Annotated in this window: 27 protein-coding genes; 6 read left to right on the top strand and 21 right to left on the bottom strand. The window is 67.3% G+C overall.

Annotation, left to right across the window (positions count from 1 at the left end; all coding sequences use genetic code 11):
- Window positions 1–105 precede the first annotated feature (105 nt).
- A complete protein-coding gene (locus AC14A7_RS01580; RefSeq protein ID WP_484006127.1) occupies window positions 106–945 on the top strand; it encodes a CPBP family glutamic-type intramembrane protease in 840 nt (279 codons plus the stop codon).
- A gap of 87 nt (window positions 946–1,032) precedes the next feature.
- Here the strand turns inward: AC14A7_RS01580 and AC14A7_RS01575 are convergent, their stop codons facing one another.
- Genes AC14A7_RS01575 through AC14A7_RS01540 form a run of 8 tightly spaced genes read right to left on the bottom strand, consistent with a single transcriptional unit; the run spans window position 1,033 to window position 5,915 of the window.
- Window positions 1,033–1,488, bottom strand: coding sequence for a DUF3817 domain-containing protein (locus AC14A7_RS01575; RefSeq protein ID WP_484006126.1), 456 nt, complete (start codon window positions 1,486–1,488; stop codon window positions 1,033–1,035).
- Window positions 1,489–1,497: 9 nt separating this feature from the next.
- A complete protein-coding gene (gene purQ / locus AC14A7_RS01570) occupies window positions 1,498–2,193 on the bottom strand; it encodes a phosphoribosylformylglycinamidine synthase subunit PurQ (protein ID WP_484006125.1) in 696 nt (231 codons plus the stop codon).
- On the bottom strand, window positions 2,193–2,462 hold the full coding sequence (gene purS / locus AC14A7_RS01565) for a phosphoribosylformylglycinamidine synthase subunit PurS (RefSeq protein ID WP_484006124.1): 270 nt from the start codon (window positions 2,460–2,462) through the stop codon (window positions 2,193–2,195). Before purS ends, purQ begins: the two co-directional genes overlap by 1 nt.
- A 37-nt stretch (window positions 2,463–2,499) precedes the next feature.
- On the bottom strand, window positions 2,500–3,042 hold the full coding sequence (locus AC14A7_RS01560) for a nucleoside/nucleotide kinase family protein (RefSeq protein ID WP_484006128.1): 543 nt from the start codon (window positions 3,040–3,042) through the stop codon (window positions 2,500–2,502).
- Window positions 3,043–3,068: 26 nt separating this feature from the next.
- The gene (locus AC14A7_RS01555; RefSeq protein ID WP_484006123.1) at window positions 3,069–3,794 is read right to left on the bottom strand and encodes an SGNH/GDSL hydrolase family protein; all 726 of its coding nucleotides are present in this window, start codon (window positions 3,792–3,794) and stop codon (window positions 3,069–3,071) included.
- The gene (locus AC14A7_RS01550) at window positions 3,791–4,540 is read right to left on the bottom strand and encodes an SGNH/GDSL hydrolase family protein (protein WP_484006122.1); all 750 of its coding nucleotides are present in this window, start codon (window positions 4,538–4,540) and stop codon (window positions 3,791–3,793) included. Before AC14A7_RS01550 ends, AC14A7_RS01555 begins: the two co-directional genes overlap by 4 nt.
- 9 nt (window positions 4,541–4,549) lie before the next feature.
- Window positions 4,550–5,014 carry a hypothetical protein gene (locus tag AC14A7_RS01545; protein WP_484006121.1) on the bottom strand — a complete coding sequence of 155 codons (465 nt, stop codon included), beginning with the start codon at window positions 5,012–5,014 and terminating at the stop codon, window positions 4,550–4,552.
- A gap of 43 nt (window positions 5,015–5,057) precedes the next feature.
- Entirely contained in the window at window positions 5,058–5,915 is an 858-nt protein-coding gene (locus AC14A7_RS01540; RefSeq protein WP_484006120.1) for a VOC family protein, read from the bottom strand.
- Window positions 5,916–5,964: 49 nt separating this feature from the next.
- Here AC14A7_RS01540 and AC14A7_RS01535 point away from each other — a divergent pair, with 49 nt between their 5' ends.
- The gene (locus AC14A7_RS01535) at window positions 5,965–6,447 is read left to right on the top strand and encodes a MarR family winged helix-turn-helix transcriptional regulator (protein WP_484006119.1); all 483 of its coding nucleotides are present in this window, start codon (window positions 5,965–5,967) and stop codon (window positions 6,445–6,447) included.
- Between the two features lie 75 nt (window positions 6,448–6,522).
- On the opposite strand, the gene AC14A7_RS01530 is transcribed toward AC14A7_RS01535, so the two are convergent.
- Window positions 6,523–7,164 carry a fasciclin domain-containing protein gene (locus AC14A7_RS01530; protein WP_484006118.1) on the bottom strand — a complete coding sequence of 214 codons (642 nt, stop codon included), beginning with the start codon at window positions 7,162–7,164 and terminating at the stop codon, window positions 6,523–6,525.
- 193 nt (window positions 7,165–7,357) lie between these two features.
- On the opposite strand from AC14A7_RS01530, the gene AC14A7_RS01525 reads away from it, so the two are divergent.
- Window positions 7,358–9,079, top strand: coding sequence for a cytochrome c biogenesis protein DipZ (locus tag AC14A7_RS01525; RefSeq protein WP_484006117.1), 1,722 nt, complete (start codon window positions 7,358–7,360; stop codon window positions 9,077–9,079).
- Window positions 9,080–9,082: 3 nt separating this feature from the next.
- On the opposite strand, the gene AC14A7_RS01520 is transcribed toward AC14A7_RS01525, so the two are convergent.
- The 6 genes from AC14A7_RS01520 to AC14A7_RS01495 form a co-directional block, all read right to left on the bottom strand.
- Window positions 9,083–10,375 carry a thymidine phosphorylase gene (locus AC14A7_RS01520; protein WP_484006116.1) on the bottom strand — a complete coding sequence of 431 codons (1,293 nt, stop codon included), beginning with the start codon at window positions 10,373–10,375 and terminating at the stop codon, window positions 9,083–9,085.
- Complete coding sequence (locus tag AC14A7_RS01515; RefSeq protein ID WP_484006115.1) at window positions 10,375–10,791, bottom strand: cytidine deaminase; 417 nt, start codon at window positions 10,789–10,791, stop codon at window positions 10,375–10,377. The genes AC14A7_RS01520 and AC14A7_RS01515 overlap by 1 nt, the downstream gene beginning before the upstream one ends.
- The gene (locus AC14A7_RS01510) at window positions 10,788–12,083 is read right to left on the bottom strand and encodes an ABC transporter permease (protein WP_484006114.1); all 1,296 of its coding nucleotides are present in this window, start codon (window positions 12,081–12,083) and stop codon (window positions 10,788–10,790) included. Before AC14A7_RS01510 ends, AC14A7_RS01515 begins: the two co-directional genes overlap by 4 nt.
- Window positions 12,080–13,351: an ABC transporter permease gene (locus tag AC14A7_RS01505; protein WP_484006113.1), complete on the bottom strand. Its 1,272-nt coding sequence runs from the start codon at window positions 13,349–13,351 to the stop codon at window positions 12,080–12,082. Before AC14A7_RS01505 ends, AC14A7_RS01510 begins: the two co-directional genes overlap by 4 nt.
- Entirely contained in the window at window positions 13,348–14,868 is a 1,521-nt protein-coding gene (locus AC14A7_RS01500; RefSeq protein WP_484006112.1) for an ABC transporter ATP-binding protein, read from the bottom strand. The genes AC14A7_RS01505 and AC14A7_RS01500 overlap by 4 nt, the downstream gene beginning before the upstream one ends.
- 127 nt (window positions 14,869–14,995) lie before the next feature.
- Complete coding sequence (locus AC14A7_RS01495; RefSeq protein ID WP_484006111.1) at window positions 14,996–16,087, bottom strand: BMP family lipoprotein; 1,092 nt, start codon at window positions 16,085–16,087, stop codon at window positions 14,996–14,998.
- Between the two features lie 196 nt (window positions 16,088–16,283).
- Here AC14A7_RS01495 and AC14A7_RS01490 point away from each other — a divergent pair, with 196 nt between their 5' ends.
- Window positions 16,284–16,982, top strand: a complete 699-nt coding sequence (locus tag AC14A7_RS01490; protein ID WP_484006110.1) for a 3-keto-5-aminohexanoate cleavage protein — start codon at window positions 16,284–16,286, stop codon at window positions 16,980–16,982.
- Here AC14A7_RS01490 and AC14A7_RS01485 read toward each other — a convergent pair.
- From AC14A7_RS01485 to AC14A7_RS01465, 5 genes are read right to left on the bottom strand one after another with little or no spacing between them, the layout of a single operon-like run.
- Window positions 16,979–17,461, bottom strand: a complete 483-nt coding sequence (locus tag AC14A7_RS01485) for a GNAT family N-acetyltransferase (protein WP_484006109.1) — start codon at window positions 17,459–17,461, stop codon at window positions 16,979–16,981. The genes AC14A7_RS01490 and AC14A7_RS01485 overlap by 4 nt on opposite strands.
- A 2-nt stretch (window positions 17,462–17,463) precedes the next feature.
- On the bottom strand, window positions 17,464–17,931 hold the full coding sequence (locus AC14A7_RS01480) for a GNAT family N-acetyltransferase (RefSeq protein WP_484006108.1): 468 nt from the start codon (window positions 17,929–17,931) through the stop codon (window positions 17,464–17,466).
- Window positions 17,928–18,773, bottom strand: a complete 846-nt coding sequence (locus AC14A7_RS01475; protein ID WP_484006107.1) for a phosphoribosylaminoimidazolesuccinocarboxamide synthase — start codon at window positions 18,771–18,773, stop codon at window positions 17,928–17,930. Before AC14A7_RS01475 ends, AC14A7_RS01480 begins: the two co-directional genes overlap by 4 nt.
- Window positions 18,773–20,023 (bottom strand): phosphoribosylamine--glycine ligase, encoded by a 1,251-nt coding sequence (gene purD, locus AC14A7_RS01470; protein WP_484006106.1) that lies wholly within the window; start codon window positions 20,021–20,023, stop codon window positions 18,773–18,775. Before purD ends, AC14A7_RS01475 begins: the two co-directional genes overlap by 1 nt.
- A gap of 24 nt (window positions 20,024–20,047) precedes the next feature.
- On the bottom strand, window positions 20,048–20,410 hold the full coding sequence (locus tag AC14A7_RS01465) for a hypothetical protein (protein WP_484006105.1): 363 nt from the start codon (window positions 20,408–20,410) through the stop codon (window positions 20,048–20,050).
- 37 nt (window positions 20,411–20,447) lie between these two features.
- Between AC14A7_RS01465 and AC14A7_RS01460 the strand changes: the two genes are divergently transcribed.
- Window positions 20,448–20,996, top strand: a complete 549-nt coding sequence (locus AC14A7_RS01460) for a PadR family transcriptional regulator (protein ID WP_484006104.1) — start codon at window positions 20,448–20,450, stop codon at window positions 20,994–20,996.
- On the opposite strand, the gene AC14A7_RS01455 is transcribed toward AC14A7_RS01460, so the two are convergent.
- On the bottom strand, window positions 20,993–21,508 hold the full coding sequence (locus AC14A7_RS01455) for a hypothetical protein (protein WP_484006103.1): 516 nt from the start codon (window positions 21,506–21,508) through the stop codon (window positions 20,993–20,995). The genes AC14A7_RS01460 and AC14A7_RS01455 overlap by 4 nt on opposite strands.
- Window positions 21,509–21,556: 48 nt before the next feature.
- Between AC14A7_RS01455 and AC14A7_RS01450 the strand changes: the two genes are divergently transcribed.
- A complete protein-coding gene (locus AC14A7_RS01450; protein WP_484006102.1) occupies window positions 21,557–21,922 on the top strand; it encodes a sterol carrier family protein in 366 nt (121 codons plus the stop codon).
- The last annotated feature ends 4 nt before the right edge of the window (window positions 21,923–21,926 follow it).

The following is a 21,926-nucleotide window of genomic DNA, read 5'->3' as shown; positions in this document are numbered from 1 at the left end:
TGCCGTCGGCCCGATGTTACGGGACGCGCCGTCACAGCGCCAAGGGCAGGACTACCCATGTGGAGGCGATTGCCCGAACGGGCACCTGTTGACAAGCTTGCACTCATGCCCGCCCTCGAGATCGACGAGACCCCGAAGCCATGGCTCAGCTGGGCGCTGCTGCCGTCCGCTCTGCTGAGCGGGTCGGCCCTGTTCCTGTATCCGCTGCGCGACGACTGGCGGCTGCTTGGCTACGCGGTGCTCGCCCTCGCCCTCGTGCTCGCGTTCGTCATCGATCGCACGAAGCTCTTTCGCGACCTGCTCCTCATTGCCGTCGGCATGCTCATCGTGAGCCTCGTCTCGGTCAAGGCCGACATCAGCTGGGGCAACTTCTTCCTCGTCGGCGGCATCCTCGCGGCGGCGGTGGCGACACCGTACCTGCTGTCGCGGTTCGTCTTCGGCGACCGCGTCATCCGGTTTCCGTGGCGGGCGGGAATCAAGTGGACCAAGTTGCAGTGGTCGTACTTCGCCTTCATCCTGTTTCTCGGCTGGCTCATCCTTCCCACCTACTTCATCAGCTCTGGCGTCTACCTCAACTGGCCAGAGAGTGTGTCGAGCCCCGACGAGATCGGCCGCTTCCTCATCGGCGTCAATGCGGTGGGCACCTGGGACGAGCTGTTCTTCATCTGCACGGTCTTCGTGCTCTTCCGCCGGCACTTTCCCCTGTGGCTCGCCAACCTGCTGCAGATGGTCGTGTTCGTGTCGTTCCTGTGGGAGCTGGGCTACACCGCGTGGGGGCCACTGCTGACCATCCCGTTCGCGTTGCTGCAGGGCTTCACCTTCACCATCACGCGGTCGCTGACCTACGTGCTGATCGTGCACCTGCTGTTCGACCTCGTGGTGTTCCTCGTGATCGTGCACGCCCGCAACCCCGAGATGTTCCCGTTCTTCATCGTCTTCTTCTAGCCCGCGGCTCCAGCTACGGCCTCACTGCGGGTGTTACAACTGGGGCCCCGAGCTCGTAGCTGGAGCTGCGGGAGAGAGGAGAATGCGTTAGCGGCCGCCGGGAGGTCCGGCGATGAGCAGCACGGTGAAGAGTGTCGCGACAGCGACGACGATGAGTGCTGCGAGAAGCAAAGGGTGACGGATGAACCAGCGGGCCAGCCGGTCGATGGGGCTCGCGTCGCGCGGGTCGTCGGTGGCCTCGCGGCGCCAGTCGCCATCCAGTCGGCCACTGCGCGCGAGCCACAGCTCGACCGGGATGGTGGCATAGGGAATGACGGCGCTCGCGACAGCGAGCACGGCCACGCCGATCGACCAGCGCTGGTTGACGGCGACGAGCACCGCGGTGGCGCCGTAGGCGAGGAACACGAAACCGTGGATGCCGCCGGCCGCAGAGACGGCAGCGTCAAGCCCGAGGGTGGCGCGCAGGATGAGCGCGGTGATGAGCAGCGTCCAGGTGATCGCCTCGGCGACCGCGAGCACGCCGAACAGGCGACGGGGTGACATGGCGGGAGGCTAGACGGCAGCGAGGGCCGCGATGGCGCTCGTGAAGAAGGTGAGGCCGTCGGTGCCGCTGCGCATGGCATCCTTCGTGTCTGGTCCGAAGCCAGCCTCGACGGCGTGCTCCGGATGCGGCATGAGGCCGACGACGTTGCCGCGCGCGTTGGTGATGCCGGCGATGTCGTTGATCGAGCCGTTGGGGTTCACGTCGAGGTAGCGGAACACGACCTGGCCCTCGCCCTCGAGACGGGCAATCGTCTCGGCGTCGGCGATGAATCCGCCCTCGCCGTTCTTGAGCGGGATGGTGATCTCCTGATTGAGGGAGAAACCGGAGGTGAAGGCGGTCGAGGTGTTCTCGACGCGAAGGCGCTGGTCGCGGCAGATGAAGTCGCCGTGGTCGTTGCGCACGAGTCCGCCGGGCAGCAGGTGCGCCTCGACGAGGATCTGGAAGCCGTTGCAGATGCCGAGCACCGGCATGCCGGCGTTGGCGGCAGAGATGACCTCGGCCATGATCGGCGAATGGGCCGCGATGGCCCCGCAGCGAAGGTAGTCGCCGTAGCTGAAGCCGCCGGGCAGCACGATGGCGTCGACGCCCTTGAGGTCGTGCTCGCCGTGCCAGAGGGCCACCGACTCGCCGCCGGCAAGCCGCACCGCGCGTTGGGCGTCGCGGTCGTCGAGGGACCCGGGGAAGGTGATGACGCCGATGCGCACTAGTGCGTCTCCCCCGCGACGGTCTCGTCGAGAACGCTGATGCTCACGACATCCTCGATGACGGAGTTGGAGAACATGTCGTCGGCGAGCTCTCGCACCTCGGCGAGGGTCGCGGCATCCGCGTTCTCAACGGTGAGCTCGAAGCGCTTGCCGATGCGAACGGCGCTGAACTGCGTCTTGCCGAGGCGCGCGAGGGCTCCGGCGACGGCCTTGCCCTGGGGATCGAGCAGCTCTGCCTTCGGCATGACCTCGACGACGATTGTTGGCACGGAAGAACTCCTGAGGGTTCGCGCGGGCGGGATGCCCTCAGTCTACGCGAAGCACGTGATCGGCCCGGGCAGCCGTCGCCTCGATGAGCAGGGCGTTGCTCTCGTCGGGACCGAGGGTCCACGCAGTCGCCTCGTCACGGCTCTTGCCGAAGCGCACGTGTCGTTCGATCAGGCGCTGCTGACGGATGCCCCGCGCCAGCTCGATGAACACCGTCACGTCGAGAAGCGGCGCGACCCGCTCCCATCCGTCGCGCTCGAGCAGCAGGTAGTTGCCCTCGACGATGACGTGCCGCACCTCTGGCTGGATCGCGATCGCGTCGGGCACCGGCTCCTCGCGGTCTCGGTCGAAGCCCGGCGCGAACACGGTTCCAGCCCCGATCCGCAGGTCGGCGAGCACCTGCACGAAGCCGTCGACGTCGAAGGTGTCTGGCGCGCCCATGCGGTCGCGTCGACCGAGCTCGACGAGCCGCGCCTGCGGAAGGTGGAAGCCGTCCATGGGCAGCACCACACCGTGCAGGCGCCCGGCCAACGCCGCGGCGATGGTCGACTTGCCAGCCCCGGGGGCGCCGGCGATGCCGATCAGGCGATGGCCGACAACGAGCTCGTCTAGCGCAGCCAGTACTTCACCGATGCTCTAGCCCACGCGGCGTAGCCGATCGCAGACGGGTGGAACTGGTCGATCGCGAAGAACCCGGGGGTGTCGATGGGCCACGGCGGAACATGCACGGCACTCGGGAAGGCGCTGAGCACCTCGTTGGCGCCGCCGTTGAGGCGGTGGCCGCGAGCACCGAGGATGGTGCCGAGCGGATCGGGAAGGGAATCGAACCGCTCAAGACGCGGGATGCCAGCGACGAAGATCGTGGCCGTCGGCGACGAGAGACTGAGAGTCTCGATGATCGCGCGAAGGTCGCGGGTGAACTGGCCCTTGCGGCGAACGTGCAGCACGTCGTTGACGCCGATCGAGATGAAGACGAGGTCGTAACTGCCGCGGGCTGCCCTCGGCAGGAAGTAGTTGCGCAGCTCGTGACTGGCCACTCCGGAGCGCGCGATCGCCTTCCACCGCACGCCGCGGCCGAGGCTCGTCGAGATCTCGGCGGCGAGGGCACTCGCGAGACCCTCCGACTGGTCGTCGACGCCGACGCCAGCCACGGTCGAGTCGCCGAAGACCAGCAGCCGCAGCATGTCTGGCCCCTCGACGGTTCCCTTCCACTTGCCGTGGGCCTCGTCGAGCTTTGGCAGGTGCGACAGGTAGACGCGACTCTGCGGAAAGAGCAACGGTGACAGCGCGAGGGCGAGGAAGCGGCTGCCGTAGCCGGTGGCGCGGGGCTTCACCGCAGCTGTCCATTCGCGAAGGCGTCGCCGACGGCAAACCGCGCCCAGTCGCGGTAGCCCTGGCTGCTCGGGTGAAAGAGGTCGGAGGCGAAGAAGCCGTCGGTGTACGGCGGAGGCTTCGGGCTCATGAAGGCGTTGTCGAACTCGCTGACAACGGCACGGGCCGCGCTCTCCAGGCTGCTGGAGTGGAGGTACAGATTGCGCTTGAGCGGCTGGGGCAGAAGCTCGAACCGGTAGAAGGCGGGCAGCGATGACATCATCAGCACGGCCTCCGGGTTTCGATCGCGCAGCTGCGACAGGATGCTGCGCACGTCTCTCGAGAACGCCGAGCGCGGTCGAATCTTCAGGGCGTCATTCGCCCCGACCGTCAGGAACACGAGGTCGTACGCCGCCGAGAGCGCCGTCGGCAGGTGGTGCTCGATCAGCTCGCGCGAGGTTGCGCCACTGCGCCCGATCGCGGTCCACTCGACGCCGCGAGCCCACCGCTCGTGCAGAGCGCGGGCAAGGTTGCCCGGCAGGGCGTCGTGCTGGGTCGGTGCTCCGACGCCGACCGCCGTGGAGTCCCCGAGAACCAGCAGGCGCAGGGGTTTCTCGCCCGGCAGGGATCCCGACCAGGGGAGGGCGGCATCCGGCAGTATCGGTGTGTTGCGACGCAGGCGCTTGCCCTGCACGAAGAGCACGGGCGCCACGGGAATCATGGCGACCCGGCTCATGCGCTCAGCCAGAGCGAAATCAGCACGGAGCATTGTTGGAGGCTAGCCGAACAGGCCCTTCTTGCGCTTCCATCCGTTGGCCTCGAGCAGGTCGAAGAGCGGCTTCTTGATCTTCGCGGTGTCCCAGCTGTAGACGAGGGGCGCGATCGTGGCGTCCTCTCCCTTCTTCTTGCTGACGCCGCCGAACTCGAAGCTCACGCCCTTGTCCATGCTCTTGCCAGAGAAGCTCTTGGTGCTGGTGCCGAAGCTCAGGCCGCCGCCGCTCGCGCTCGCGTTCGACTCCTTCGACTTCTCCTTCGGCTTCCAGGTGCCCTTCTTCTCGTCGAGGTCGACGCGGATCTCGAACTTCTTGTCGATGGCCTTGAACTCCTTCGGGTAGAGCGACTTGGCGCTCACGATGTCCCAGGTGCCGATGATGCTCGAGCCCTTCACGGCGTACTTGAAGGGCTGGTCGGGGGAGTTGAGGGTCGCGACCTGCGCGAGGAGCTCTGCGAGGGGTGTGGTCATGCTGCCAACCATAGAGAGGCGGTGGGTGCAGCGTCAGTCCCCACTACAGGGCTGCGCGCACCTGGATGAGGTTCGCCCATGGGTCGTCGAAGCTGACGGTCTGACCGTCGTCGCGCGCCTCGACGCCGTAGTGCCGCATCCGCTCGCTCAGGGCACCGACGTCGTCGCTGCTCGGCACCTCGATGTCGACCCGTCCGAGACCGAGCGCCAGTTGGCGCGGTCCGGCGCCTCGGCTGTTCCACGTGTTCATCGCCATGTGGTGGTGGTAGCCGCCCGCGCTCACGAAGAGGGCCTGTCCGGGAATCTCGATGGTCGATGCGAAGCCGAGCCGGTTCACGTAGAACTCGCGCGCGCTCTCGAGGTCTCCGACCTGCAGGTGCACGTGCCCGACGCTCGCGCCGCCGATCACGGGGTTCTCTACCGCCGCCTCGGTGAGGTTCTGCTGAAGGAAGGCATTGGGGTCGAGGTAGACGGTTCCCATCTCGATCGAGCCGTGCACCCAGCTCCACTCGGTGCGGTCGCGGTCCCAGTAGAGCTCCACGCCGTTGTTCTCCGCGTCGTTGAAGTAGAAGGCCTTGCTCACGAGGTGGTCGGAGCTACCGGTGAAGGTGTTCGGGTAGTGCTGCGCGACGGAGTAGACGGCCGCGGCGAGCGCCTCCTCCGTCTCGAAAAGGATGGCGGTGTGGAACAGCCCGGCCTCGCGCGGCGAGGCGTGCTTGAGATCAGGGGAGTGCTCGAGGATGACGACGGGCGTCGATCCGCGACCGAGAGTGACGATGGGTCCCGCCTCATTCAGCACCCGCAGCCCGACACCGTCGCGGTAGTACGCCGTCATCGCGTCGAGGTTGGCGACGCGGAGCGTCACCGGGCCCATGTGGGTGTCTGCTGCGAGTTGCTCCATGTCTCATCCAACATAGTTGAACTCTCAACTATTCCACTAGCATCGAGCCATGGCGCTGACACCGGAGCAGAACGAGGCGTGGCGGTCGCTCGTGCTCGTCACCCACGTGCTCGACGATGCCCTCGATCGGCAGTCGCAGCGCGATGGTGGCCTCCCGCACGCGTACTACAAGGTGCTCGTCTTCCTCTATGAGAGCCCCGGGCGGCGACTGACCATGTCGGAGCTCGCGGCGCAGCAGCGCTACTCGTCGAGTCGCATGACGCACGCCGTCTCGAGCATGGAGGCATCCGGATGGGTGCGCCGCACGCGGGCTGAGCACGACAAGAGGGTGCGCTATGTCGAGCTCACCGACGACGGCATCACGCTCGTCAGAGCGGTCTCGCCGCGGCAGGTGGTCGACGTGCGGGAGAAGGCATTCTCTCGCCTCGACCCGATCCAGGTCTCCCAGCTCGCCGCCATCAGCCTCGCCCTCGTGGAGGGCCTCGACGGCCCGCACGCCGGTGGCGCGATCGCGGACGACGACGGCGACTGAATAGGCGTCGACGACCGGCTAAACACCGATGGCCCGCATTCGGGCTGCGGGCCATCGGGTCGTACGGTGCGGGAGTTACTCCGGAACGGAGAGCACCGTGTCAATGAGGTACACCGTCGCGTTGGCGGTGTGAACGCCGCCGCAGATCACTGCGGAGTCGTTGACCATGATGTTGTCGCCAGATCCGGTGACAGAGACGGTAGCGCCCTGAACCGTGGTCAGCTCACCGATGACGTCCTCTGGCAGCAGCTGGCCGGGAACGACGTGGTAGGTCAGGATGCTGGTGAGCAGGGCCGCGTTCTCGGGAAGGGCGAGCGCGGCGACGGTCTCGGCCGGCAGCTTGGCGAACGCGTCATCCACCGGTGCGAAGACCGTGAACTCGGAGCCGTTAAGCGTGTCGACGAGGTTGACGTCGGGGTTGAGCTGGCCAGAGACGGCTGCGACGAGCGTCTTGAGCAGCGGGTTGTTGGATGCGGCGACCGCTACCGGGTCCTGTGCCATTCCGACGATCGAGCCGCCGCCATCCGGCACGGCCTCCGCGTAGGCGGCGCAGCCGGAGCCGACGAGGTCGGCGGTGTAGTCGTTCTCCATCGTCGACTCCTCGGTGGCAGCCGGCGCCGGAGTTGTCTCCTCGGCGGCGGGTGACATCGAACAGGCGCTGAGTCCGAACGTGGCAACTGCGGCCAGTGCCACGGTTGCGAGAATGTTGCGCTTCATTGCTTCCCCCTAGTAGTAGATGCCCTGAGCGGGCCCCTCTTGGTGCGACCAACGGTGGGTCGTTGAATGTCCATTCGGAGACATGCATCGAGGGGTTTGGAAAATCTTTTGCTCCCGCCGAAACGCACAGGGGTTCCGAAGTCTCTCGTATCCGGTCACCTTCGATCGGCCTCGAACACACGCGGAGGACCTCGTGCTCAGCCTTGCTCTCATCGGATTCCTTGGGGGGATCATCACCGGCATCTCGCCGTGCATCCTCCCCGTCCTGCCCGTCATCTTCCTGTCGGGCGGAGCCCAGAGCGCGCGAACGGCTGGAGTGGATGGCGAGCCGGCACCCGTCTCCAAGTGGCGTCCCTACGCCGTCATCGCCGGCCTCGTGGTCGCGTTCAGCGTCTTCACGCTGCTCGGCTCCCTGGTGCTCGCGCTGCTCAACCTCCCCCAGGACTTCCTGCGGTGGGCTGGCATCGTCGTTCTGGTGCTCATCGGTGTCGGGCTGATCGTTCCGGCCTTCCAGCACATCCTTGAGAAGCCGTTCTCCTGGATCCCGCAGAAGAATGTGGGAACCGACCGCGGCGGGTTCGTGCTCGGCCTCGCGCTCGGCGCCGTCTACGTGCCGTGCGCCGGACCGGTGCTCGCCGCCATCACCGTCGCGGGCTCCACCGGCCGCATCGGCCCGGAGACGATCGTGCTGACGATCACCTTCGCGGTGGGCGCCGCTCTCCCGCTGCTCATCTTCGCTCTCGCCGGCCGCCGCGTCGCAGAGCGGGTCAAGACGTTCCGCAAGAACCAGCAGAAGATCCGCGTGACCGGCGGCGTGCTCATGATCGCGCTCGCGATCGGCCTCGTCTTCAACGTGCCCCAGCTGCTGCAGAGGCTCGTGCCCGACTACACCAGCGCCCTGCAAGACCAGTTCAGCAACTCCGACGACATCGCAGAGCAGCTCGATCTCGGCGGTCTGGAGAACGACCAGAACAAGGATCTCGACAAGTGCACCAATGGCGCTGCCCAGCTGGAGAGCTGCGGAATCGCCCCCGACATCCAGGGCATCGAGGAGTGGTTCAACACACCGGGCAACGAGGCAATCGACCTCGCCGACCTGCGTGGTGAGGTCGTGCTCGTCGACTTCTGGGCATACTCGTGCATCAACTGCCAGCGGTCGATTCCGCACATCAATGCCTGGAACGAGGCCTACGAGGATGCCGGGCTCAACGTCATCGGCATCCACTCGCCGGAGTACGCCTTCGAGAAGGTGCCGGCCAACGTCAAGGCGGGCGCAGCCAACTACGGCATCGAGTACCCGGTGGCGCTGGACAACAACCTCAGCACCTGGACCAACTACCGCAACCGGTACTGGCCTGCCCACTACCTGATCGACGCGGACGGCGTCGTGCGCCAGGTGCAGTTCGGCGAGGGCGGCTACGCGACGACGGAGAAGCTCATCCGCGAGCTGCTCGAGGACGCGGATCCCGGCGTGCAGCTGCCAGCGGTCACTGAGCTCGAGGACGACACCCCGGAATCCGGCAGCACGACGCCGGAGTCATACCTCTCGCTCGGCAAGGAGGTCAACTACGGCGGCTCGGAGGACTACGCCTCTGGAACCAACACGTACTCGTTCCCGAAGAAGCTCGCTGACGACAGCTTCGCGCTCTCTGGCGACTGGGCCATCGACTTCCAGAACGCGAAGCCGGTCGATGGATCCGGCAGCATCCGCCTCAACTACCACGCGAGCGAGGTGCGGATGGTGCTGGCCGGCGAGGGAACCGTGACCCTGAAGGTCAACGGCACGACCACGGTGATCGACGTGTCGGGAACCCCGAACAGCTATCGACTGCTGAAGACCGATGGCATAGAGAAGGGCACCCTCGAGGTGACCCTCAGCGAAGGCCTCGAGGGCTACTCGTTCACCTTCGGATAGCCGTTAGCCGATACGGCCCGCGACGAGCGGGCCGTAGTCGACGAGCTCGGACGCGTCGCCAACTGCCCACGAGCCCTCCAGGGCCTCAAGGGCACGGGCGAAGCGCTCGGGCTCGTCGGCGCTGAGGGTGAACAGCGGCTGGCCCTCGGTGACGGTGTCACCGGGCTTGGCGTGCAGGTCGATGCCGGCGGCGTGCTGCACCGGGTCCTGGGGGCGGGCGCGGCCGGCGCCGAGGCGCCAGGCGGCAACGCCGAAGGGCAGCGCGTCCTGCCTGGTCAGGATGCCGGAGCGCGGCGCGGTGACGACGTGCGTCTCCGTCGCGACCGGCAGTGCGGCATCCGGGTCTCCACCCTGCGCCTGGATCATGGCCCGCCACGTGTCCATGGCGCGGCCGCTCGTGAGCGCCCCCTCGACATCCGCGTCGGGCAGCCCGGCCTGGGCGAGCATCTCGCGCGCGAGGGTGAGCGTGAGCTCGATGACGTCGGCAGGCCCGCCGCCGGCGAGCACCTCGACCGACTCGCGCACCTCGTTGGCGTTGCCGATGGCGAGCCCGAGCGGCACGTTCATGTTGGTGAGGAAGGCAACGGTTGAGACCCCGGCATCCTCTCCGAGCTGCGTCATCGTGCGGGCAAGCTCGCGCGACTGCTCGATGTCTTTGAGGAACGCACCGCCCCCGAACTTGACGTCGAGCACGAGGGCCGAGGTGCCCTCGGCGATCTTCTTCGACATGATCGAGGAGGCGATCAGCGGGATGGCCTCGACGGTTCCGGTGATGTCGCGCAGCGCGTAGAGCTTCTTGTCGGCTGGCGCGAGACCCGTTCCGGCCGCGCAGATGACAGCGCCGACCTCTTCGAGCTGCCGGTGGAACTCCTCGTTGCTGAGGTCGGCCCTCCAACCGGGGATCGACTCGAGCTTGTCGAGGGTTCCGCCGGTGTGGCCGAGACCGCGACCAGAGAGCTGGGGAACGGCGACGCCGAAGGATGCGACGAGCGGGGCGAGCGGCAGGGTGATCTTGTCGCCGACGCCGCCCGTCGAGTGCTTGTCGGTCGTGCGCTTCGAGAGCCCGTCGAAGTTGAGGCGCTCCCCGCTCGCGATCATGGCGAGGGTGAGGTCGCGGATCTCGTCGCGCGACATGCCGTTGAGGAAGATCGCCATGGTCATGGCGCTCATCTGCTCCGGCACCACGTAGCCGCGGGTGTAGGCGTCGACGAGCCAGTCGATCTGGTCGGTCGACAGGGTTCCGCCGTCGCGCTTGACGTGAATGAGGTCGACGACGTCGTGTCGCTCGATGGCCATTAGAGCTCTGCTTCCTTGTACGCGTTGAGGGTGCGAGGTCCGAACGCGTCGGGGATCACCTCGTCGATGGTCTTTACGCCGGAGACCGTCTCGAGCAGCATGCCCTCTGCGGAGTGCTCGAACAGCAGCTGGCGGCACCGGCCGCACGGCATGAGGATGTTGCCGTGCCCGTCGACGCACGTGAACGCGACGAGCTTGCCGCCACCGGTCATGTGCAGTGTCGAGACGAGGGCGCACTCCGCGCACAGGGTCAGGCCGTACGAGGCGTTCTCGACGTTGCAGCCGACGATGACGCGGCCATCGTCGACGAGCGCCGCGACCCCGACGGGAAAGTTCGAGTACGGAACGTAGGCGTTCTTGGCGATCTCGTTGGCGCGAGCGCGCAGGTCGTCCCAGTCGATCTCAGGGTTCGTCATGACTTGATGTACGGCTTTCCGGCCGCCGCTGGTCCACGCACGCGACCGACGACGCCAGCGACCGCGAAGATCGTGACGACGTAGGGCAGCATGAGCATGAACTCGCTCGGCACCGGCGAGCCGATGATGCCGAGCACGTTCTGCAGGTTGGTCGCGAACCCGAAGAGCAGGGCGGCGAGCGTTGCCCGGATCGGGTCCCAGCCGCCGAAGATCACGGCGGCGAGGGCGATGAAGCCCGCTCCGGCCGTCATCTCCTTGTTGAAAGCGCCAACGAGTCCGAGGGTGAAGAACGCGCCGCCGAATCCGGCGATCGCCCCGGCGAGCGAGACGTTCCAGAAGCGGGTCGGGTTCACCTTGATGCCGACGGTGTCGGCAGCGGTGGGGTGCTCGCCGACGGCACGGAGGCGAAGGCCCCACTTGGTCTTGAAGAGCCCGTAGAAGACGAGCGCCACCGCAACGTACATCGCGTAGACGATGATCGTCTGGTTGAACAGCGTCGGACCGATGACCGGGATCTGGCTGAGCAGCGGGATCGCGAGTCGATCGAAGCGCGGCGGGTTGTTGAGCAGCGGGGTGTTCGAGCTCAGCACCTGGGTGAACAGGAAGCTCGTGAGACCAGTGACGAGCACGTTGAGCACGACACCGACGATCACCTGGTCGACGAGGTACTTGATCGCGAACGCGGCCAGCACGAACGAGACGAGCATGCCAGAGACCGCCGCGGCGGCGAGGCCGAGGAAGGGGTTGCCCGTCACCGAGGCGACGAGGGCAGAGCTGAACGCACCGGCGAGCAGCTGCCCCTCGATCGCGATGTTGACGACACCGACGCGCTCACTGAGCACGCCAGACAGGGCGCCGAAGACGAGCGGAACGCTCAGCGTGACCGTACCGACGAACAGGCCGGGAATCAGAATGGATGCGCCCGCCGAGGCCCAGGCGAGGAACCCGACGAGGAACACCGCCGCGAACACCGCGACGACCCAGAGCGGCGTCTTCGCCTTTCGCGCGACGCGGAAGGCGGAGAAGGCCGTGAGTACTGCGAGCAGCACGACGGTGACGATGCCGGTGGCGAAGGTCGGCAGCACGAGGTCGGGAAGGGCGAAGAAGTCGGTCGGCGTGGAGAGCCGGAAGGTGCTCGAGTCGTCTGGTCGTCGAAGCGCCACGAAGAGCACCGCGCCGAGGATGGTGAAGACAGCGAGGGCGATCGGCGCCTTCCAGCTGGTGATGACGACGGTGTCGGCGGCCACGGTGCCGTGGTCGGCCGGTGCGGCGGGATGGGTGAGGGCGTTCACTTGGCCGCCTCCTTCACGGTGAGAGCGCGAGCCGGTTTGCGGGCGCCGGGCACGGGCAGTCGGAAGATCGCACGAACGAGCGGCGGTGCCGCGATGAACAGCACGATGAGCGACTGCACCACGAGGACGATGTCGATCGGGATGCCCTGCGAGGCCTGCATCGCGAACCCTCCGGCCTTGAATGCGCCGAACAGGATTCCGGCGATGAAGATGCCCCACGGGCGAGAGCGGCCGAGGAGGGCGACGGTGATGGCGTCGAAGCCGATGGAGGCGTCGATGCCGGCCGTGAATCCTGTCGTGACCGTTCCGAGTACCTGGTTGACACCGGCGAGGCCGACGAGCGCGCCAGAGAGCGCCATGGCCCAGATGTAGACGCCGTTGACGTTGATGCCGGCGACGCGGGCAGCGTGCGGATTCTCGCCGACCGCGCGGAACTTGAACCCCATGCTCGAGCGGTTGAGCAGCCACCACACGAAGACCGTTGCCGCGATCACGAGGAAGAACCCGGCGTGCAGGTTGTACCGCGGCCCGAACAGCTCTGGGAAGACCGCGGTCGGCAGCATCGGCGCCGTCTTGGGGTTGTCGCTGCCCGGAGCCTGCAGGGCTCCCGGCGTGCGCAGCAGGAACGAGATGAAGTAGAAGGCCACGAAGTTGAGCATGATCGTGACGATGACCTCGTGGGCGCCGGTGCGGGCCTTGAGCAGGCCAACGATGCCTCCCCAGATCGCGCCGGCGACGATTCCGGCGATCACCGCGACGATGACGTGGATGACGGGCGGGAGGTGGAACGCGAACGCCACGTACCCGGATGCGGCCGCTGCCATCAGGATCTGGCCGCGGCCACCGATGTTGAACATGCCGACGCGGAACCCGAGGCCGACGCCGAGACCGGCGGCGATGAGCGGCGTGGCGAAGGTGAGCGTCTCGGTGAGCGGTCGGATTCCGGCGGCGAAGCCGTCGACACGGAAGTTGTAGATCGAGCCCTGGAATAGCGCGGCGTAGGCACCGGAGACCGCCTGCCAGATCGCCGTCAGCATCGAGCCGGGGCGGGAGAAGAAGTACCCAGCCGTCTCCTGAACCCTCTCGTCGGTCGCGGCGATGAGCACGGCGCCGACCAGGAGGGCGAGCACGACCGCGAGCACGGAGATGCCGGCGGTTCCACCGACGATGTCGCGGGCCGCGCGACGCCAGCGGTTCTCTGCCGGAGGAGCCGTTTCGGCATCCGGGTGTGGTGCCGGCGTCGTTGCCGTGGTCGTCGGGTCGCTCACGCGGCCTCCCCCGCTCCTGCCGGCGTCTCGCCGGCCATCATCAAACCGAGAACGTCGCGCGGGGTGTCACCCGGCACGATTCCAACAATGGCGCCGCGGTACATGACCGCGATGCGGTCGGCGAGAGCCGTGACCTCGTCGAGCTCCGTCGACACCACGACGACCGGGATGCCGGAGTCGCGGGTCTGGATGATGCGCGTGTGCACGAACTCGATCGATCCGACATCGAGGCCGCGAGTCGGCTGTGCGGCGACGAAGAGCCGGAGGTCTCTGCTGAGCTCGCGGGCGAGCACGACCTTCTGCTGGTTGCCGCCAGAGAGCCGGCCGGCGTGCGTGTCGATGCCCTGCGTGCGGATGTCGAACTCTGTCACCTTCGCGCGAGCGAAGTCGGCGAGCTCTGCGAGCTGCAGCGAGCCGCGGCGCACGAAGGGGGCTCCGTCGCTGCGGTCGAGCATGAGGTTCTCTGCGATCGTGAACTCGGCGACGAGGCCGTCTTCTGTGCGGTCCTCTGGCACGAAGCCGACGCCGGAGTGCAGGATGGCGTGCACGCTCCTGCCCGTCAGCTCGTGACCATCGAGCGTGATGCTGCCGGTGACCCGCGGCTGGAGTCCGAGCAGTGCCTCGGTGAGCTCGGTCTGCCCGTTGCCCTGCACTCCCGCGATCGCGAGCACCTCGCCGGCGCGCACATCGAAGCTCACGCCGTTTACGAGTACCTGTCCACGCGGGTCGATGACGGTGAGGCCTTCGACGACGAGGGCGGGCTTGCCGAGCTTCGGTGCGTCCTTGGCCACTGTCAGCTCGACGGCGCGGCCGACCATGAGCGAAGCGAGCTCGGTGTTCGTCGCCTTCGGCGATGCCTCGCCGACGACCTTGCCGAGTCGGATGACCGTGATGCGGTCGGCGATCGCGCGCACCTCGCGCAGCTTGTGGGTGATGAAGACGATGGAGGTTCCAGCTTCGCGAAGCTGGTTCATGATCGCCATGAGCTCGTCGGTCTCCTGAGGAGTCAGGACCGCAGTCGGCTCGTCGAAGACGAGCACCTTGGCGTCACGTGAGAGGGACTTGATGATCTCCACCCGCTGCTGCACGCCGACGGGAAGGTCTCCGACGAGTGCGTCCGGGTCGATGTCGAAGCCGAAACGGGCCGAGATCTCGCGAACCTTCGCGCGAGCGGCAGCAAGGTCGAGCACACCGGCCGCCTTGGTCTGCTCGTGGCCGAGCATGACGTTCTCTGCGACGGTGAAGACCGGGATGAGCATGAAGTGCTGGTGCACCATGCCGATGCCGGCGTTCATCGCGTCACCGGGGCCGGCGAATCGCTGCACGACGCCGTCGAGCAGGATCTCGCCCTCATCGGCGCGATACAGGCCGTAGAGCACGTTCATGAGGGTGGACTTGCCAGCGCCGTTCTCACCGAGAAGGGCGTGGATCTCACCGGGCTTGACTGTCAGATCGATGTGGTCGTTGGCGACCAAGGCACCGAATCGCTTGGTGATACCGCGAAGTTCGAGCTCCATGGTTCCTGATTCTATGTCTACGGGTTTTGCTGCCAGTAGGTGGACACCGTCGTCGTTGACGGGCTGGCGAGGCTTAAAAGCTGCGGGGAGGCCAGCCGAGCCGACCTCCCCGCAGCGAGGGTAGTACTTATCCAGCCAGGTACGACGAGACGGTGATCTCGCCGCTGATGATCTGGGCCTTCAGGTCTTCAACTGCAGCCGCGAGCTCCGGCGACACCTTGTCGGCGAAGTCGTGGTACTCGGCGATGCTGACACCGTCGTTCTCCAGCGTTCCGATGTAGGCCGAGTTGTCGAAGTCACCGTTGCCGGCGGCGAGGACTGCCTCGTACGTCGCGACGTCGATGCCCTTGCGGATCGAGGTCAGGAGCAGGTCGCCAACGCTCGGGTCGGACTCGTACACGTCGGCGTCAACACCGAGGAGCGCGATGTCCTTGCCGGAGTCGCGGATGACCGTTGCGGCGCTCTGGTAGATCGGTCCACCGACGGGCAGCAGCACGTCGACACCCTGGTCGACGAGGCCCTGTGCCGTGGTGACGGCGGCGGTGCCAGCCTCGAAGCCACCGGTGAAGGTGCCGTCGGTGCCGTCCCAGCCGAGAACCTCGACCGCGGTGCCGTTGACCTCGTTGTAGTGCTCAGCGCCCTGCTTGAAGCCGTCCATGAAGATCGAGACGGTCGGGAAGTTCATTCCGCCGAACGTGCCGATCTTGCCGGCCTTCGAGTAGCCAGCCGACAGGTAGCCAGCGAGGTACGCGGCCTGGGCGGTGTCGAACACGATGGGCTTGATGTTCTCGGCGTCCGTGGTGCCGTCGAAGTCGTTGTCGGCAGCATCGTCGATGATGACGTACTCGACCTCGGGGTTGGCGAGAGCGGACTCAACGGTCGCAGCCGAGAGCGCGAAGCCGACGGTCACGATGACGTTGCAGCCCTCGTCGACGAGGCTCTGGATGTTGGGGGCGTAGTCGGTCTCCGCGCTGGACTCAACGGTCTTCGCCGTGACGCCGAGCTCGTCGGCGGCCTTGGTGATGCCCTCGAAGCCGAGCTGGTTGAACGACTTGTCGTCGAATCCACCGGCGTCGGAGACCATGCATGGCAGGAAGTCGGATGCGGCGGGGCCGTCGCCTTCGTCTTCCTCCGGCGCGGCTGCACAGCCGGCCAGGAGCAGCGTGCTCGTTGCGAGCAGTGCGATACCACCGAGGGTGGTGCGAGATGAGATTCTCAAGATGTGTCCTCCAAGGGAATACCCGGTCATGCCGGATCTGATGCCTTCACGTTACCTAATGTTTCGTCGCCTGAAGAGGGGCTATTGACAACAGATGCCCAAGAGTTACCAACTTTCACACGCCCGAAACATGGGCTTGCGGTGGCGGATATGGACGTTCACAGTGGCGGCCTAGCAAGAGGAGTACCGTCATAGGGTGATTCAGGCCTGTCTCAACGGAAGTCGACCCAAAGACGCGCACCCGAACCTCCCGCGGAGTGCGGCCGAGGTCGCGTGGGACGCGAGGGACTGCGCGGAGGCCGGGGCGACATCCGTGCACGTTCACCCGCGCGAACCACGCAGGGAGTCGATGGGTCCGACGGCCGTCGCGCGCACCGTCGCCGCGATTCGCGACGCCGCCCCCGGGCTTCCCGTCGGCGTCATCACCGGGGAGCGCGTGCTCGCCTCGGTGCGCGAGCGAGTGCTTGCCATCGAGGCCTGGGAGGTCCTGCCCGACTTCGCGTCCGTCAACTGGCACGACGACGGGGCAACGGATGTCGCCGCTGCGCTGCTGGATCGCGGCATCGGCGTCGAGGCCGGCCTGCACTCCCTTCGGGCGGCCCGCGCGTTCACCTCGAGCCCGCTGCGCGAGGAGTGCCTTCGCGTGCTCGTGCGGCTGCCCTCCCATGCATCCCTCGCCCTTGCCGACGAGATCCTCGACGAGGTCGGCACCGAGATCCCCGTGCTGCTGCACGGCGAGGGCGACAGCTGCTGGATGTCGCTGCGCCGTGCGATCGAGCTGGGACTCGACTGCCGCATCGGTTTGGAGGACACGCTGGAGCTTCCCGACGGATCACCCGCCTCGAGCAACGCGGAGCTCGTGCGTGCAGCGGTCGAGCTCTGCGGCACCCGCTAGCGCAGGTCGAACACCCAGTCGTTCACCTGCATGGGGTGCCCCGGCGGATACTCGATCTCACGCCGACGAAGGAGGGTGAAGCCTGCCGCCCTGGCGACGCCGTTCGACGCGGCGTTCTCGATCGACGGACACGCGTGAAACCGGCCGGTGAATCCCTGCGCCTTCGCGTGGTCGAGCCCCGCGCGCACGGCCGCGGCGGCGTAGCCGTGCCCCTGGTGCTCCGGAACGATCGCCCAGCCCATCTCGAAACCCTCGTCGGTCTTCCAGTAGTTGAGGGAGCCGACGGCCTCGCCATTCACGATCACGCGCAGCGGCCACGCAACGACAGGGTCGTCCTGGGCATAGCCGAGGTAGCGCACGTGACGGCTGACGAGCTTCTGCTCCGTCTCCGGCCCGCCGAGATAGGCGGTCATCTCCGGGGTGTTGCAGCGGCGCAGCAGGTCGAGGGAGTCCTCTGTCCACGGCGCCAGCTCGAGCACGGCTACAGGGACTTCGCGAAGCAGAGGCTAGCCGCGACGCCGGCGTAGTGGCCGAAGTTGTCGATGCGCTCGTATCCCTCGCGGGTGTAGAAGCGGATGGCGTCGGGCTGGCCGTCGCCGGTCTCGAGAAGGAGGCGCTGCCATCCGGCGTCTCGACCGTACTGCTCGAGGCGCGACAGGATGCCGGTCGATACCCCGGAGCCGCGACTCTCGGCGCGCACGAACATGCGCTTGATCTCTGCCTCCGTGGCGTTCAGCTGGCGAAGGCCGCCGCAGCCGAGGGGTGTGCCGTCATCGTCGAACGCGACGAAGAAGGCCGTGATGTCGTCGCCGGATGGCGCTGGGCCTGGCTCCGAGTCTGGAGTGCCGTACCGCTCCGCGATCTCGGCGCGCTGCGCGGCGCGAAGGGAGACGCTCGCGGGGTGGTCCCACGCGACCTCGTCGATGCGGGTTCCGGTTGGCACGGTCACGCCGTCATCCTCAGCACCAGCTGGCGGTAGCGGTCGGCCGTGGCCTCGACGACCTCGGGGGGAAGGGTGGGAGGGGTGCCCGTCTTGTCCCAGTTGGCGGCGAGCCAGTCGCGCACGCCCTGCTTGTCGAAGCTGATGCCGCGGCGGCCAGCGTCGTACTGCGCCTTGTCCCAATAGCGGCTCGAGTCGCTCGTGAGCACCTCGTCGCCGAGGGTGAGCTCGCCGGTGGCCGGGTCGGTGCCGAACTCGAACTTGGTGTCGGCGAGGATGAGCCCCTTCGCCTCTGCGATCGCGCTCGCGGTGGAGAAGATGCGAAGAGAGGCGTCGCGCAGTGCGGCGGCGACCTCGGGGCCGACGAGCTCGACCGAGCGCTCGAACGTGATGTTCTCGTCGTGCTCGCCCATGGGAGCCTTGAAGGCGGGGGTGTAGATCGGCTCTGGCAGGCGGTCCCCGTCGTGCAGGCCCGCGGGCAACGGGATGCCGCACACCGACTGCGTCGCCTGGTACTCGACCCAGCCGCTGCCGGAGAGGTAGCCGCGAACGACGCACTCGATGGGGTGCATGTCGAGCTTGCGCACGAGGGTGCCGCGTCCCTTCAGCTCGTCGAGCATCGGCTGCTCTGCCGCGAGGTGGTTGGGCACGTCGAGCTGGTCGAACCACCACAGGGTGAGGCCGGTCAGCAGTGCTCCCTTGCCGGGGATGCCCGGCTCGAGCACGTGGTCGAAGGCGCTCACCCGGTCGCTCGCGACCATGAGCACCTGCCCGGGATGCGCTGGCGACTCGTAGAGGTCGCGCACCTTGCCGGAGTAGACGTGGGTCCAGCCGGGAATCGCCTCGGCCATTACTCGGCCACTCGAAGCGCGATGTCGGTGCGGTAGTGGCTGCCCTCGAGCGTGATGAGGGCGAGGGCCTCGTAGGCACGCGAGCGTGCGGTGGCGAAGTCCGGTCCGACGGCGACGACGCTGAGCACCCGCCCACCGGTCGCAATGAACTGGCCGTCGAGCAGGGCCGTTGCCGCGTGGGTGATGTGCACGCCCTCGACCGCGGCAGCGGCATCCAGTCCGGTGATGGGGCGGCCGGTGATGGGCGACTCCGGGTAGCCCTCGCTCGCGAGAACGACCGTGACAGCCACGTCGCTAGAGAACTTCGGGTAGGGAAGCCGGCTGAGACCGCCGGTGGCCGCCGCGAACAGCAGCCCGCTGAGCGGGGTCTCGAGGCGGGGCAGCACCACCTGGGTCTCTGGGTCGCCGAAGCGCGCGTTGAACTCGATGACGCGAACGCCGGATGCCGTGACAATGAGTCCGCAGTAGAGGAGCCCGATGAACGGCGTGCCCTCGCTCGCCAGCTGGCGCACCGTTGGAAGGGCGACCGTCGTGATGATGTCGTCGACGAAGTCGTCGTCGAGCCAGGTGAGGGGCGAGTAGGCGCCCATGCCGCCGGTGTTGGGGCCCTCGTCGTTGTCGTGTGCGCGCTTGTAGTCCTGCGCGGGAGAGAGCGGCAGCACAGTCTCGCCGTCGCTGAGCAGGAAGAGCGAGACCTCCTGGCCGTCGAGGAACTCCTCGACGAGCACGCCGCCGTGCTGCAGCCAGTACTCGGCGTGGGCGAGGGCAGCGTCGCGATCCTCTGTGACGATGACGCCCTTGCCTGCGGCGAGGCCATCGGCCTTGATGACGTAGGGTGCGCCGTACTCGTCGATGGCCGCGATGACCGCGTCGATCGTGGTGGCTGTGACGGCACCGCCGGTCGGCACGCCGGCGGCATCCATGATGCGCTTGGCGAACGCCTTGCTGCCCTCGAGCTGCGCCGCCGCCTTGCCAGGACCGAACACGGGGATCTCGCGTTTGCGCAGCGCGTCGGCAACACCGGCGACGAGCGGCGCCTCCGGCCCGACGATGACGAGGTCGATCTCGTTGTCGACCGCGTACTGCCCGACGATGGAGCCATTGCTCGGGTCGAGGTGCACCGTTTCGACCTGGGCGGCGATGCCCGCGTTGCCGGGAGCCGCCGTTATCTCGTGCTGCTCTGCCTCGCTGAGCAGGGCCGTGATGATGGCGTGCTCACGAGCACCGGAGCCGAGAACAAGAATTCGCACGGGTAAAGAGTACCCGGCGGGTCTCTAGGCCAGCGCGACGATGACGGCCAGCGCCGTCGCCACGAGGCTGAACGGCAGCCAGATGGCGCGCTCGATGCGGCTGCGTGTCGCGGCGTTGGCCACGATGCCGAGGGCAAGCAGGGCGACGACGATCCAGATCAGCACTGCGCTTGCCGCAATCTCGAGCACTCCTCCTCGACCGAGCACGACGACGGCCGCCCCGCTCCAGATGACAGCGGCGACGACGCTCGTGACCCGCAATCGAGGTGCGAGCAGCTCGGAGCCACCACCGTAGGCCGCGCGGCCCCATGGGGCGCCGAGCGCGAGCGCGATCTGGAAGGCGGTGAGCGCGATGAGCAGCACGGCGAGAGCAATAGCGGCGATCATGGGAGTCCTTTATATCTAGAAGATATATAATAGGGAGATGCCTCGCTCGTCGCAAACAGATCTCTCCGTGCTCGCCGTGCTGAGCGTCGCCCCGATGACCGGCTACGCGGTGCGCGAGGCGATCCGCGACCAGCTCGGCCACTTCTGGAGTGAGAGCTTCGGGCAGATCTACCCGACGCTTGCGTCGCTCGCCGCCGCTGGACTCGTGGCGAAGCACCCGGGTGAGCGCTCTGGGTCATCGGTGTTCGACCTGACCCCCGCCGGCCGCGATCGCCTGCTCGAGCTGCTGCAGGCACCGGAAGCTGCGACCCCGCCGCGCAACGGCCTCATGCTGCGCGTCTTCTTCGGCGACGCCATCGGGCCGGATGCCGTCGCAGCCCTCATCGAGCAGACCCGAGAGCAGGTGCGCGGCCAGCTCGCGGCATTCGACGCGATCACCCGCATGATGCAGAACGAGACCGACCGCGCGGAGCACCGCCCGTACTGGGCGCTCACCGTCTCGGCCGGGCGGCACACGGCTCGTGCTGCACTCGCGTGGTGCGATGAGTCTCTCGCGGCGCTGGCCGCCTTCCCGCGGGAGGGCTAGGAGGCCGGGCCGAAGACTGCGCTCTCGCCATCCTTGTCGACGAGCGTGAGGGTGAATGTCGATCCATCCGCGGAGATCGTGTAGCTGAGGTTGCACCCGTCGGGCAGGGCGCCGAGCTCGATGCCCTCGGCGGTCGTGACGACTCCGTCGCTGCCGACAGTGATGGACTCAGGCCAGCCGGTCTCCCGCGTGTAGTCCTGCATGATGGCGAAGCCGAGCGTGCCGACCAGCTGGCTGACGTCTGAAATCGGCGGAGCTGAGCTCGACGCACTCGGTGACGGTGCTATCGGCGCCGACGACTGCGCGACGGGATCCGGGAGCGGCGCGGCAAGCTGGCCTGAGAGCAGGATCGAGAGGACGACGGTACTCACGGCGAGCACGATTGTCGAGATCTTCCACCCGATCCCAGTGGATGGAGCCGTGTGCACGTAGATCGGCTGCGAGGACGACGAGCCGCTCTCCGCACGAAGTTCGGCAGGCCATGCCTCAGGTCGCGATGTCGAGTCGTCCACGTGCCCAATCCTAATGAGCGACTACGCACGGCCCGCTAGCGTTGAACCATGCCACGCCCACGCATCGCCGACGCTGTCGGCATTGCTGCAGTTCGTACCGTGCAGCGCGACCGCGAGACGACGGCGCTCGCGGTGCGCTACACGCTGCAGGTGCTCTCTGAGGTCGCGGAGGGCAACACCGTCGAGGTGCGCGTGCCGCCCTTCGGTGCTGTGCAAGCCGTCGAGGGTCCTCGTCACACCCGTGGAACCCCGCCGAACGTGATCGAAATGGATGCGGAGACCTGGCTGCAGGTCGCCACCGGCCAGACCACTTGGGCCGACGCTCTCGCGGCCGGGCGCATCGCCGCCTCCGGCCAGCGCGCCGACGTGAGCCCGTGGCTGCCGCTCGTGCGGATGCCGCGCGCCGACGACTAGAGGG

It is taken from the genome of Conyzicola sp. (assembly GCF_057073975.1).
The sequence above is the reverse complement of the archived record's forward strand: the minus strand, read 5'-3'. Positions and strand labels throughout refer to the sequence as shown.

What these genes read in the sequence shown, in the direction of transcription:
- AC14A7_RS01580 (WP_484006127.1), top strand. Translation starts at nt 106, where the DNA reads ATGCCCGCCCTCGAGATCGACGAGACCCCGAAGCCATGGCTCAGCTGG.
- AC14A7_RS01575 (WP_484006126.1), bottom strand. Translation starts at nt 1,488, where the DNA reads ATGTCACCCCGTCGCCTGTTCGGCGTGCTCGCGGTCGCCGAGGCGATC.
- AC14A7_RS01550 (WP_484006122.1), bottom strand. Translation starts at nt 4,540, where the DNA reads ATGCTCCGTGCTGATTTCGCTCTGGCTGAGCGCATGAGCCGGGTCGCC.
- AC14A7_RS01450 (WP_484006102.1), top strand. Translation starts at nt 21,557, where the DNA reads ATGCCACGCCCACGCATCGCCGACGCTGTCGGCATTGCTGCAGTTCGT.
- AC14A7_RS01475 (WP_484006107.1), bottom strand. Translation starts at nt 18,773, where the DNA reads ATGGCCGAGGCGATTCCCGGCTGGACCCACGTCTACTCCGGCAAGGTG.
- AC14A7_RS01530 (WP_484006118.1), bottom strand. Translation starts at nt 7,164, where the DNA reads ATGAAGCGCAACATTCTCGCAACCGTGGCACTGGCCGCAGTTGCCACG.
- AC14A7_RS01515 (WP_484006115.1), bottom strand. Translation starts at nt 10,791, where the DNA reads ATGACGAACCCTGAGATCGACTGGGACGACCTGCGCGCTCGCGCCAAC.
- AC14A7_RS01520 (WP_484006116.1), bottom strand. Translation starts at nt 10,375, where the DNA reads ATGGCCATCGAGCGACACGACGTCGTCGACCTCATTCACGTCAAGCGC.
- AC14A7_RS01535 (WP_484006119.1), top strand. Translation starts at nt 5,965, where the DNA reads ATGGCGCTGACACCGGAGCAGAACGAGGCGTGGCGGTCGCTCGTGCTC.
- AC14A7_RS01540 (WP_484006120.1), bottom strand. Translation starts at nt 5,915, where the DNA reads ATGGAGCAACTCGCAGCAGACACCCACATGGGCCCGGTGACGCTCCGC.
- AC14A7_RS01460 (WP_484006104.1), top strand. Translation starts at nt 20,448, where the DNA reads ATGCCTCGCTCGTCGCAAACAGATCTCTCCGTGCTCGCCGTGCTGAGC.
- AC14A7_RS01545 (WP_484006121.1), bottom strand. Translation starts at nt 5,014, where the DNA reads ATGACCACACCCCTCGCAGAGCTCCTCGCGCAGGTCGCGACCCTCAAC.
- AC14A7_RS01500 (WP_484006112.1), bottom strand. Translation starts at nt 14,868, where the DNA reads ATGGAGCTCGAACTTCGCGGTATCACCAAGCGATTCGGTGCCTTGGTC.
- AC14A7_RS01465 (WP_484006105.1), bottom strand. Translation starts at nt 20,410, where the DNA reads ATGATCGCCGCTATTGCTCTCGCCGTGCTGCTCATCGCGCTCACCGCC.